At 67.7% G+C, this 12133-nt stretch carries 6 protein-coding genes and 1 pseudogene; 4 read left to right on the forward strand and 3 right to left on the reverse strand.

The features are described from left to right. Together BM228_RS28060 and BM228_RS28065 are read right to left on the reverse strand one after the other, a co-directional pair. Positions 1–955 (reverse strand): annotated as a pseudogene (locus BM228_RS28060) (transposase); the annotation flags it as partial. Positions 956–1151: 196 nt separating this feature from the next. Further along, a complete protein-coding gene (locus BM228_RS28065; protein ID WP_092045839.1) occupies positions 1152–3842 on the reverse strand; it encodes an excinuclease ABC subunit UvrA in 2691 nt (896 codons plus the stop codon). 735 nt (positions 3843–4577) lie between these two features. On the opposite strand from BM228_RS28065, the gene BM228_RS28070 reads away from it, so the two are divergent. From BM228_RS28070 to BM228_RS28085, 4 genes are all read left to right on the forward strand, one after another. Then, positions 4578–5153: an SRPBCC family protein gene (locus tag BM228_RS28070; RefSeq protein ID WP_244537347.1), complete on the forward strand. Its 576-nt coding sequence runs from the start codon at positions 4578–4580 to the stop codon at positions 5151–5153. A gap of 11 nt (positions 5154–5164) precedes the next feature. Next, positions 5165–6334: a zinc-dependent alcohol dehydrogenase gene (locus BM228_RS28075; RefSeq protein WP_092045843.1), complete on the forward strand. Its 1170-nt coding sequence runs from the start codon at positions 5165–5167 to the stop codon at positions 6332–6334. A gap of 167 nt (positions 6335–6501) precedes the next feature. Then, positions 6502–7341, forward strand: a complete 840-nt coding sequence (locus BM228_RS28080) for an aldo/keto reductase (protein ID WP_092045845.1) — start codon at positions 6502–6504, stop codon at positions 7339–7341. A 222-nt stretch (positions 7342–7563) separates the two neighbouring features. After that, complete coding sequence (locus BM228_RS28085) at positions 7564–8619, forward strand: SDR family oxidoreductase (RefSeq protein WP_244537348.1); 1056 nt, start codon at positions 7564–7566, stop codon at positions 8617–8619. 810 nt (positions 8620–9429) lie between these two features. Here BM228_RS28085 and BM228_RS28090 read toward each other — a convergent pair. After that, on the reverse strand, positions 9430–12093 hold the full coding sequence (locus BM228_RS28090) for an MHYT domain-containing protein (RefSeq protein ID WP_092045847.1): 2664 nt from the start codon (positions 12091–12093) through the stop codon (positions 9430–9432). Positions 12094–12133 lie beyond the last annotated feature (40 nt).

A 12133-nucleotide genomic window follows, 5' to 3' on the forward strand; every position in this document is an offset into this window, starting at 1 on the left:
CAGAGATAAGGATCGAGCATGCTCGGCTTCGGCTCGCGCATGCCGTTCCGGGGAAAGCTCGCGGCGAAGGCGTACTTGCGCACCGTGGCGCGGGCCAAGCCCGTCTCGCGAGTGATGCGCCGAAGCGAGTGTCCTTCCGCATGGTGGCGACGCACGTCGTCATAGGCGGCTTCCCATCGACCGCGGGCCGCGGCCCGCGCGAGCATCTCGGACGGTGCGCGCGGGTAGGGCGTGACGCGCCGAATCGATGGCGATGACGGGGCCACGGCCGGCAACAGCTTCAGACGCGGATGGACGCGGGCGAGCCAGCGCTCGACCATCTGTCGGGTATTGAGCAGGAGATGCCACCGATCCGCGACCTGAACGGCATCGGGCGCACCCATGGCGGTCCCACGCGCATATTCGGTCGAGCGGTCCCGTGCCACGACCTGGACCTGTGGGTCGCGCCGGAGCCGGGCCGCCAGCGTCGAGGCCGAACGATCCGGCAGCAGATCGATGGGGCGGCGGCGTTCGAGGTCGACACAGATGGTGCCATAGGTTCGGCCCTTGCGCAGAGCCCAGTCGTCGACACCGACGATGATCGGTTTGGATCCGGTCGGCAGCGGACATTGGCGGATACCCCGCAGCAGCGTCGTGGCACTGGTGGGCATCGGCCAGCCGGTGAGTCCTCTGAGCGTAGCGGTCGAGGAGGCGAGGCAGGCGCTCGGCGAAGGTCCGACGCGCACAAGCAGGTTCGTGGCAGCAGAAGCGTCGGATCGTCAGGGTCAGGCGCACGTCCTGACCGCTCGTCGGCAGGTCGTCGATGATAGCGACTATGCACAGACCGACTGACGGTACGACAACCTGGGCAATGGGCGTGATCGCGCTTCGCTTGAGCGGAAATGCGAACGGCAGTGCCATCCTTACGCGTGACGTGAAGAAGGCGACAACCGGGGAGGTGACAGAGAAGGGTCATGCCCTGATCTGAGAATCCCCGCCCGGTTCAGCCAGGAGCTACCTTCCGGCATCCCTCCCACCAACCCAATCCACCAAACTTGGCGAAGAGCCACCAGATGGGGGCAGACCAGTCTGGGTCTGTCGTTCTGGCTGCCGTCACCGTCTTCCGCTGCCGATCGAGCGCAGGCTCCGGGTCGACGATCCATCAGGGATGTTTAGGGTTGCGAGCCTGCATTGGCGAGGGCCTCAAGCTCCTCCCGCAGATAGGGTGCCGTGCGGCTCGCCCGCGCCTGGGCCACGATCTCGGGACGGCCGGCCGCCACGACAGTGCCACCCAGGCTTCCCGCGCCCGGCCCCACGTCGATGACGTGATCGGCCCCCGCGACGACGCGCATGTCGTGTTCGACCATGACGACCGTGTTGCCCGCATCGACCAAGCCGTTGAGCTGGAGCATGAGGCGATCCACATCGGTCGGGTGCAGCCCGGTCGTCGGCTCGTCGAGGACGTAAAGCGTGCCCCCGCGCTGGCCCCGCTGCAGTTCGGTCGCGAGCTTGATCCGCTGGGCCTCCCCGCCGGAGAGTTCGGTCGCCGGCTGTCCGAGGCGCAGGTAGCCGAGGCCGAGATCCCGCAGTACGAGGAGCGGCCGCAGCACGGAGGGCTCGTCCGCGAAGGCCGCGCAGGCGCGCTCGACGGTCAGCCGGAGCACGTCCGCGATGGTCAGCCCGTTCCGGGTGACCTCCAGCGTCTCCGGTGCGTAGCGGGACCCGTGGCAGGTCGGGCAGGGGGCGTAGACGCTCGGCATGAACAGGAGTTCGACGCTGACGAAACCCTCGCCCTCGCAGGCCGGGCAGCGGCCCTTCGCGACGTTGAAGGAGAAGCGGCCGGCGTCGTAGCGGCGCCGGCGTGCCTCGGGGGTGGCGGCGAACAGTTTGCGGACGCCGTCGAACAGGCCCGTGTAGGTCGCGAGGTTCGAGCGGGGCGTGCGCCCGATCGGTTTCTGATCGACCTGGACCAGACGCCGGATCCCATCCATGCCGCCGACGATGCGCCCTTCGGTCGGACCCGGCGCCGCGTCGAGGGGATCCTCCGGCTCGTCGGGGGTGTCGACGGGCCGGCCGAGGCGGTCGCCGACGAGGTCCAGCAAGGCTTGGCTGACGAGGCTCGACTTGCCGGAGCCCGAGATGCCCGTGACCGCGGTGAGACATCCCAGCGGGAACGCGACCGAGACGCCGCGCAGGTTGTTGCGGACGATCCCCTCCAGGCGCAGCCATCTCGCGGGCTCGCGCTGCGGTCGCAGCGGCGGCTCGGCGAGCCCGAACAGGTGCAGGCGCGTGCGCGACGCCTCCACGGCGCGCAGGCCCTCCGGCGGGCCGCTGTAGAGCACGGTGCCCCCGTGCTCGCCCGCCGCCGGACCGACATCGACCAACCAGTCGGCCCGGCGCATCGTGTCGATGTCGTGCTCGACGACGAACAGCGAATTGCCCGAGGCGAGGAGCCCGGCGAGCGCGTCGTGCATGGCATCGCCGTCGGCGGGGTGCAGCCCCGCCGTGGGCTCATCGAGCACGTAGGCGACGCCGAAGAGCTGCGAGCGGAGCTGGGTTGCGAGGCGCAGGCGCTGCAACTCGCCCGACGACAGGGTCGTGGTGACCCGGTCCAGCGACAGGTAGCCGAGGCCCAGCTCCGTGAGCGTCCTGATCCGGTCGATGAGATCGGCGGCGAGGCGCTGGGCGGCGAGCCGCTTCTCGATCGAGAGGTTCGGCGTCGCGCGCACGTCCGGCGCACCCGCGTGGGCCGACGCCCCGGAGGCGGCACGCCGCGCCCGATCCCGCCGGCCCGCTTCGCGGTCGAGCGTCCCGGAATCGGCGCTCGCGGCACGGTCGTCATCGGGCAGCCGGTTTTCGGCGACGGGCTGCATCACCGCGGCGAGGTCGGAGAGCGGCATGCGCGACAGGTCACCGATATCGAGGCCAGCGAAGGTGACCGAGAGCGCCTCGGGCTTCAGGCGCTTGCCCTGGCAGGCGGGGCAATCCTCGCTGACGAGGTAGCGCGCCGCCCGTCGGCGCATGAGCGCGCTCTGCGACTTGGTGAAGGTGCCGAGCACGTGGCGGCGGGCGCTGGTGAAGGTGCCCATGTAGCTGGGCTCCAGGCGGCGCTGGCGGGCGCGCCGCGTCTGCTCCGGGGAGAGCCCGGCATAGACGGGCTCCTGAGGCTGCTCGTCCGTGAACAGGATCCAGTCCCGGAGTTCCCGCGGCAGGTCCTTCCAGGGCGTGTCGACATCGACCCCCCGGCTCACCAGGATGTCCCGCAGGTTCTGCCCGCCCCAGGCTTGCGGCCAGGCCGCGACGGCGCGCTCGCGGATCGTCAGCGACGGGTCGGGCACCATGGAGGCTTCCGTGGCCCGGTAAATCCGCCCGAGCCCGCCGCAGGACGGGCAGGCGCCCTGGGGCGTGTTGGGCGAAAAATCCTCCGCGTAGAGCATCGGCTGGCCCGGCGGGTAGGTGCCGGCGCGCGAGTACATCATCCGCACGAGGCTCGACAGGGTGGTGACGCTGCCGACCGAGGATCGGGCGCTGGGGGTGCCGCGCTGCTGCTGGAGGGCGACCGCGGGGGGCAGTCCCTCGATGGCGTCGACATCGGGTACGCCGACTTGATCGATCATCCGCCGTGCGTAGGGGGCGACCGATTCGAAATAACGCCGCTGGGCTTCCGCGTAGAGCGTACCGAAGGCGAGCGAGGATTTTCCGGAACCGGAGACCCCGGTGAACACCACGAGGGCGTCGCGCGGCAGCTCCACGTCGACGTCGCGCAGGTTGTGCTCCCGGGCGCCCTTCACTGTGACGTAGCCTGGCCGTCCTGCGCCCGATCGAGCCATCCCGGCTAGTTCTCTCGGCTTTGGTTGGTCCATCAAATCGCCCTGTCGGTGAGTGCTCTCCCGTATGACAGCAAACGCCGCTGCGCCGAGGAGAGATTAAGCGGCGCGGGAACTGCCCTCCGCGCGCTCGTCAGTGGATCGCTTCCCCGGATGAAACCCGATCGGGCGTGGCGTGAGCAGGACCGCACAGATCCGCACCACCCTCCAAGCCTCTTGCTCGCGCGCGTGGCAAACCCGGCAGATGGTGTCGGTCGGCCGGCGTGGTACCTGGATGCATCCTAAGGGAGATGCCGGCGGGGCCACCCTTCGAAGCTTTGCCCCAAGAGCAAGCCTGATCGTTGCCGGCAGCGGAACAGCCATTCCTGGAAGAACACGCAGCCAACGCGATCGTCCCGCGAGGCATGAGGAATCGGCAGAATGAGTTTGGCGGATCGCCGAAGCTTGCCGGCTCGCGCATCCAACGAGACCATCCTTAGGGAAACCCCGTATCAAACCAGGGCGCTACAGCCGACGTTTGTCTTCTACGACAGGGGTCGAGACACGGTGAGGCCGTTTGGAGCCGCTCGCTCCGCGCCCCCTACGCCGCCTGACTCTGACACAAGTCCGCCCGTCGCAGCACTCTGACCAAGGGGGTGACCCATGCCCGATCGATCCGGCAACGGTAGACCAGGCGACCACAGGGAGACTTATCGCGCCTCGGCCGGCCCGCGCGAACAGGTTAGGCCCGGCTTCGGCAGCGTCGGATGGGCGCTCGCCGGAGCAGCGGGAGTGGCCGCTCTCGCCGTCCTCGGCGCGCAACGGCTCGATCCGCCGAAACGTGGACGCACGCGAGAGACCGACGCGGCGAACGGCTGGAGCGACGAGCCAGAGGTCGAATATTCGATCACTATCGAGCGCCCTGCCGATGTACTCTATCGGGTTTGGCGGGATCCAGAGACCCTCCCGCGCATAGTGACGTTCCTGGCTGAGATCCGCCCGAGTGGAGAGGGACGAAGCGAGTGGCGCGCCGATGGCCCGCTCGGCCAGAGCCATGCCTGGGTCATGCAGATCACCGAAGACCGGCCCGGCGAGCTGATCCGCACAAGTTCGGATGGCGGCGGCCTCGTGACGGAGTGCGAAATCCGTTTCCGCGCAGCGTCGGGCGATCGCGGCACGGTCGCCACGCTGCGCATCCGCTTCGATCCGCCCGGGGGCATGCTCGGCGACGTCGCGGCGCGCTTCTTCGATGGCGTCGTGCCGAAGGCGCTGGCGTCGAAAGCGCTGCACGCCTTCAAGAGCCTCGTCCTGACAGGCGAGATCCCCACCACCGATCGCCAGCCGGCGGCCCGGCGCGACCCCCGCTGAGGAGCCTGATCATGCGCGCGCTCTACTGGAACGGCGTCAACGACCTGCGCGTCGGAACCGTCAAGGACCCCGAGATCGTCAACCCGCGCGACGCCATCTTGAAGGTCAGATTGTCGACCACCTGCGGCTCGGACCTGCATTTCATCGACGGCTACATCCCGACCATGAAGGCCGGTGACGTCATTGGCCACGAGTTCATGGGCGAGGTCGTCGAGGTCGGGCCAGCGGTGCGGCGGGTGAAGAAAGGCGACCGGGTCGTCGTCCCCTCGTTCATCGCCTGCGGTGAATGCTGGTATTGCCAAGAAAAACTCTTCTCACTCTGCGACTGCACGCACCCCAAGCCGGAACTCCAGGAGCCGCTGCTCGGCTATCCGACCGCCGGCATCTACGGTTACACCCATGCCTTTGGGGGTTATGCGGGATCCCACGCCGAATATATCCGCGTGCCTCATGCCGACGTGGACTGCTTCAAGGTGCCCGAGGGCGTCGCGGACGAGACGGCGTTGTTCCTCTCCGATGCCGCCCCGACGGGCTACATGGGCGCCGATTTCTGCGACATCCGGCCGGGCGACACGGTTGCGGTCTGGGGCTGCGGTGGTGTGGGCCTGATGGCCCAGCAGAGCGCGCGGCTGATGGGCGCCGAGCGGGTGATCGCCATCGACCGCTTCCCCGAGCGGCTCAAGATGGCACGGGAACACGCCGGCTCCGAGACGCTCGACTACACGCAAGTGCACAGCGTTCTGGAAGCCTTAAAGGAGATGACCGGCGGGCGGGGGCCGGATGCCTGCATCGACGCGGTCGGAATGGAGGCGCACGGCACCGGACCCCAATACGCTTACGACCGCGTGAAGCAGGCACTGCGACTGGAGACGGACCGCGGGCAAGCCTTGCGCGAAGCCGTCATGGCTTGCCGCAAGGGCGGCACGCTGTCGGTGCTCGGCGTCTACGGGCTGATCGATAAGTTCCCGATGGGCGTCATCATGAACAAGGGGATGACGGTGCGCACCGCCCAGCAGCACGGGCAGGCCTACATGGACCAGTTGCTCGCGCATGCCGCGAAGGGCGAGCTCAACCCGGCCTACCTCGCCACGCACCGCTTCAGCCTCGGGGACGGACCGCGCGGCTACGACATGTTTAAGCACAAGACGGACGGTTGCGTGCGCGCGGTTTTCGCACCGTGAGAACCACCGCCCTGGCGGTGGCGCTTAACTCCAGCGGGCACGTCCCGGCGTTTGAGTGGTCAGTGATCAGGCTGTCCGCCAGCGCGTACGGGCAAGCGCAGCCGACGCTGACCTGCAGACCCAACCGGCGCTGCCGAGCGCGCCTTCTTTAACGGGAGAATTTGCCAATGGAGCAGCGCCCGTTTGGTCCCATGCCGCGCGCGGTTGCGGTGATCGGCCAGGGAACCTGGTACATCGACGACGCGCACCGGCCCACAGCGGTCGCTGCCCTGCGTCGCGGGCTAGATCTCGGCATGACCCACTTCGACACCGCCGAGATGTACGGCGACGCCGAGGTCGTGGTCGGCGAGGCGATCGCCGGACGGCGTGACGAGGTTTTTCTTGCCTCCAAAGTCCTCCCCAGCAACGCCTCGCGTGCCGGGACCATGGCGGCCTGCGAGCGCTCGCTCGCGCGCCTGCGCACCGACAGGCTGGACTGCTATCTCCTGCACTGGCCCGGTCCGCACCCGCTCGAGGATACCTTCGCTGGCTTCGAGCGGCTTCGCGAACAGGGCAAAATCCTGTCGTGGGGGGTAAGCAACTTCGACGTGCCCAACCTTGATGCGGCGTGGAAAGCCGGGGGCGAGGGCCGGATCGCCTGCAACCAGGTGCTTTACCATCTCGAGGAGCGCGCGATCGAGCACGCGGTGCAGCCCTGGTGCGAGGCGCACGGCGTCGCCGTCGTCGCCTACAGCCCATTTGGTCATGGCAACTTCCCCGGCGCGAGCACGCCGGGCGGCCGCTTGTTGCAGAGGATCGCAGCAAACCATGGCGCGACCGCACGCCAAGTCGCGCTCCGTTTCCTGGTGCGGCGGCCGGCCTCCTTCACGATCCCCAAGGCGTCCAGCCCCGAGCACGCCGCCGACAACGCGGGCGCCGGCGCGCTATCGCTGACGGAAGCCGAGTTCGTCCAACTCGACGCGGCGTTCCCGCTCGGCCCCCGGCCGCGGCGGCTTCCTATGCTGTAGTCCCATGATGCTCGCTTGGCCGAAGCGGTCGTAGCCGCACCCACGAGTCGTCGCTAAGCCAGAGGCGGCTGGATGCCCCTGCTCTCTGCGGTGGCGCGCAAGGAGTTGCCGGCTCCTGAACAGACCTGTTTTCTACGGGTTGATCCTACGTGCATCGTGAAGTCCGACTCAGATCGGAGCGGCTTCGCAAAGCCCGTAGAACCCCCAGCATTGACGCGAGCCATGATGACAGAGACCCGAACAGCCCTGGTCGCGGGCGCGAACGGCATCATCGGCAAAGCGTTAATGCACGAACTTGCCGCATCGAAGGGTTGGCGCGCGCGTGCCCTCTCACGGCGGCCACACGGGTCGAGCCAAGCCATTGCGGCGGATCTAACCGATCCGGACGCGACCCGGGCCGCCCTCGCCCAGGCCCGCGACATCACGCATCTATTCTATGCCGCGCTCGCACCCCAGCCGAGCCTCGCCGATGAGGATCGGGTGAACGGCGCGATGCTGCGCAACCTTCTCGATGGGCTGGAAGCCGCAGGTTCGCCGCTGGAGCGCGTGGTGCTGTATCAGGGCGCGAAGGTCTACGGTGTCCATCTCGGGCCGGTTCCAGCCCCGTTCTACGAGGATGAGAACCCCCGCCACATCGGGCCGAACTTCTACTTCACGCAAGAGGACGAGTTGCGGGGCCGGGCGGATCGCGGCGGCGCAGCTTGGTCCATCCTGCGCCCCGACGTGGTGGTCGGCGACGCTGCCGGCAACGCCATGAACATCGCCATGGTGATTGGCGCCTACGCCGCCTTGTGTCGGGTTGAAGGGGCGGCGTTCCGCTTTCCCGGGCCGGCCCACGTCTACGAGGGTGTGTTTGCCCAGGTGACGGACGCCGGCGCCCTCGGCCGGGCAAGCCTCTGGGCCGCTACGTCCGATGCCGCGCGCGGGGAGGCTTTCAACTACGTGCACGAGCCCTTCCGGTGGCGGCGGCTCTGGGAGAAGCTCGCCGCCGCGCTTGATCTGCCGCTCGGGCCGCCGATGCCGATGCGCTTGGCCACCCACATGGCGGATAAGAAGCCGGTCTGGGCACGGCTGGTGGTGGAACAGGGCCTGAGCGAGCTGCCGTACGAGCAAGCGGTTGGCTGGAGCTTCGGCGATTTCGTGTTTCACAGCGACTTCGACCTCGTCTCCGACATGGGTAAGATCCGGCGCGCTGGATTCGGAGAGAGCGTGGACAGTGTCGAGGCCTTGATAGCCGCCATCCGCCGCCTGCAGGAGGCGAAGGTGTTGCCGCTCTAGGGCCGCGGTCACACGTGGCAGGGGCATACCAGTGCCCGACCTCGTTGCAATCTTGGCCTGTACGCACGGCGGCGATCGCCGACCTCGAAACCGGTGCTCGGCCGAGACTTCGACTTCAAGGTTCAACAGGTGGAACTTTGTAAGTGGCGGACGGTGAATCAGCGTGGAAGGGACTACAGCCATCGGCTCTGCAGACCTGATGGAGAAAAGTGCCGCCCAGCCTGCCGTCCTGCTGCTGCACGGCTCAGTTTATGGCCGAGTTTGGTGGATCAGGTCGCGGGGAGGAAGTGTCTGCGCCCGGGTCAAGCTTGGCATGGCTGAACACGGCGCCCTTCAACGAATCAAGATGGCTGACGTGCCCGTCAGAGGTGTTGCGCTTTACGTCTGATTCCATGCATCACGTCGGAGACCCTCTACAACTGGGTTGGAAAGCTACGGGGCCGTCCGCTTTTCTGACAGACCTCCTCCGAAGCAGACCAGCGGCTTTCAGCCAGACTACGCCACGCCGGATCGTCAGCGCACGCAGGACCAGACATTCGGTATTGCGCCCATGGCGGCCGTTCCAAGCGCTCTGAATGTTGCTCCATTGCAGACATTCGCGTGACGTCTTCGGCCGCAGCTATTTGCATAGGGTATTGGTTACAAAACCACTCCGCCTCCAGTGTTTTGGCCTGGTTGCTGGTAAGGTCAGCCTCATAGGCGAGGCCGATGTCTCCACGCACCCATTGTTCACTCAATCCCTTGAAGGAAGCAGCCGGCGGCCCGCCCGTCCCACGCTGCCTCAGTACCTGCGACATAAGTGCGTGGCCCTCAATCTTGGGAGGACGCATCGACGGATGCTGTCTCTTCGGCATGCGCCTGGCGATTGTCGAGCTTACGCAGCTCCATAGCGATGTCCTGCAAGCTGGCGTCGCCCTTGCGCAGAATGCGGTCTGCCTCGGACAGGCGGTCGCGCTCCGCTGCCGTGATGTTCCGAGCGCTCAGCACCACCACCGGAACCTCGGCGCAGCCGGGCAGAATTCGGAGGCTGTCGAGGAACGAGAATCCGTCCATCACGGGCATGGTCAGGTCGAGCAGGACGAGGCGCGGCACGCCGTGCCCGACTTGGTCGAGCGCCTCTCGGCCGTCGCCGGCCTCGCGGACAGTCCAGCCGTTGCGCTCCAGCACGGTCCGAAGGCGTTGGCGCATGTCGGCATCGTCGTCGATCACGAGCACGTCGCCGTCGGCGGCCCGGAACTGGTCCAGGATCGTGCGGAGGCGCGTCCAGTCCACGGGCTTGGGCACGGCCTCGACCGCCCCGAGCGAGGCACCGAGCGCCGCATCGGCGACGAAGCTGACCATGACCACCGGGATACCCGCGGTCTCTTGGTCAGCCTTGAGGGCTGCCAGGACCGACCATCCGTCCATCTCGGGCATCATCACGTCCAGCAGGATCGCCCGCGGTCTCAGCAACTTTGCCATCTCCAGGCCGGTACGCCCGTCGCCCGCTGTGCGCACGGCGAAGCGCTGGCGTTCCAGAAACCGGGTCATCACCTCGCGCTGGGACGCCTCGTCGTCGATCACCAGCACGAGGTCGCCCGCGAGCACCGTGCCGTCTGAACCCGAGGCTGCCGGCATCTGCGCAGCTTGGTCCGACGGCATCGCCGGCACGCGCAAGGTGAAGCACGTGCCTTGACCCGCACGGCTCGTAACCGTGATGTCGCCGCCGAGGAGCTGGGCGAAGGCGCGGCTGAGCGCCAGGCCGAGCCCGGTCCCGCCGAACCGGCGCGTGGTCGTCTCGTCGGCCTGGGTGAAGCGCTCGAACAGGCGCCCGACCTGTTCGGCGCTCATCCCGATCCCGGTATCCTCGACCGTGAAGCGGAGCCAATCACCCGCGTCATCCGTGTCGCGACCGGCGCGCAAGGTGATGGTGCCACCCTCGGTGAACTTCGCCGCGTTCGAGAGCAGGTTAAATAGGCACTGGCGTAGCTTCACGGCGTCCGTTCGGGCCCGGCCTGCATCGTCAACGATGTCGAGCACGAGGACGTTGCCTTTCTTCCGGACCAACGCTTCGACCGTGCCGGCGGCGTCCCGGGTGAAGGCGGCCACGTCGATGTCTTCGGGATCGAGCTCCATCTTCTCGGCTTCGACCTTGGACAGGTCGAGCACGTCGTTGATCAGCCCGAGCAGATGCTGCGCGTTCGACTTGATCTTACCGAGATCCTTCAGCAGGCTCTCCTGGCCGAGTTCCTCGGCCTCTTCCTCCAGCATCTCCGAGTAGCCGATGACAGCGGACAGCGGCGTGCGCAGTTCGTGGCTCATGTTGGCCAGGAAGCGGCTCTTGGCCCGGCTATGCTCCTCGGCTGCGTCGCGAGCCTCCTTCAAGGCAATCTCGAACGCCTCGCGCTCGGTGATGTCCGCGTGGATGCCGACCCACTCGCGGATCGTCCCGTCGGGATTGCGGACCGGCCGGCCCTTCACGGCGAACAGCCGGTAACTGCCATTACTGTTCCGCACGCGGTGCTGGAGCTCGTAGCCCCGGTTCGCAGCGACGGCGTCCCGCCACGCGGCCTTCGTAGGCCCGACATCGTCGGGATGCACGGCCTCCGCCCAACCGGCTCCCTGGCACTCGGCCTCGGATTGCCCGGTAAAGGCCTGCCAGTACGGCTGCGGTCCGACCATCGCCCCGCGGGCGTCGGTGGTCCAAATGATGTCGCCAACTGCCTCGGCGGCGGCCCTGAAGCGCCCCTCGCTGATATGGAGACTCCGCTGCACCCGCTGCTGTTCAAACGCGGACGCTAGCATGGCGACGAACAGGATCAGGAACGTCGCCCCGGCCACGGAAAGGGCGAGGTACTGCTGGCTCACTCCGACGCCGGTGGCATGGGCGGCGTGTGCGCCGGCCTCCTCGGCTGTGAAGGTCGCCGCGGCCATGCCGGTGTAGTGCATCCCCGCGACGGCGAGCCCCATGATTGCGGCTGCGGCGAGCTTCTGCCAGACGCTGTTCTGCCGGAAAGTCAACCAGAGCGCGGCGGTGGCGGCCGTCACCGCGATGGCGACAGAGACCGCAACGATGGGCAGGCTGTAGGCGAGGTTGCCCGCCACCCGCATCGCGGCCATGCCGGTGTAGTGCATTCCCGCGACACCGAGGCCCATCAGCGGGCCGCTGACGAGGACGTCGCGAGTATCCGCCCCCTTGCGACTGACCCAGGCGAACGCCGCGCCCGTGGCGACGACGGCGATGAGCAACGATGCGACCGTGATCCCGAGGTCGTAGGCAGCAGGCATGCCCATCTCGAACGCAAGCATGCCGACGAAGTGCATCGCCCAGATGCCGCCGCCCATTGCCAACGTGGCGAGCGCCACCCAGGCCCAGCGCCCCCCCGCGGCCGCGCCTCTGACGCGCCCACCCAGGTCGAGTGCCGTATAGGAGGCGAACACCGCGATGGCGATGGAGAGGGCAACGAGGGAGGGGTCGTAGCCGGTGTGGACCATAAGCAATCCGGAGAAGCCGCTGGTCGTGTCGGACCACTGC

Origin of the sequence: Methylobacterium pseudosasicola (genome assembly GCF_900114535.1) — a bacterium.
In the GTDB taxonomy this organism is placed as follows: Bacteria; Pseudomonadota; Alphaproteobacteria; order Rhizobiales; family Beijerinckiaceae; genus Methylobacterium; species Methylobacterium pseudosasicola.

Coding starts and splice junctions, on each gene's coding strand:
- BM228_RS28065 (WP_092045839.1), bottom strand. CDS start 3,842: ATGGACCAACCAAAGCCGAGAGAACTAGCCGGGATGGCTCGATCGGGC.
- BM228_RS28075 (WP_092045843.1), top strand. CDS start 5,165: ATGCGCGCGCTCTACTGGAACGGCGTCAACGACCTGCGCGTCGGAACC.
- BM228_RS28080 (WP_092045845.1), top strand. CDS start 6,502: ATGGAGCAGCGCCCGTTTGGTCCCATGCCGCGCGCGGTTGCGGTGATC.
- BM228_RS28085 (WP_244537348.1), top strand. CDS start 7,564: ATGATGACAGAGACCCGAACAGCCCTGGTCGCGGGCGCGAACGGCATC.
- BM228_RS28090 (WP_092045847.1), bottom strand. CDS start 12,093: ATGGTCCACACCGGCTACGACCCCTCCCTCGTTGCCCTCTCCATCGCC.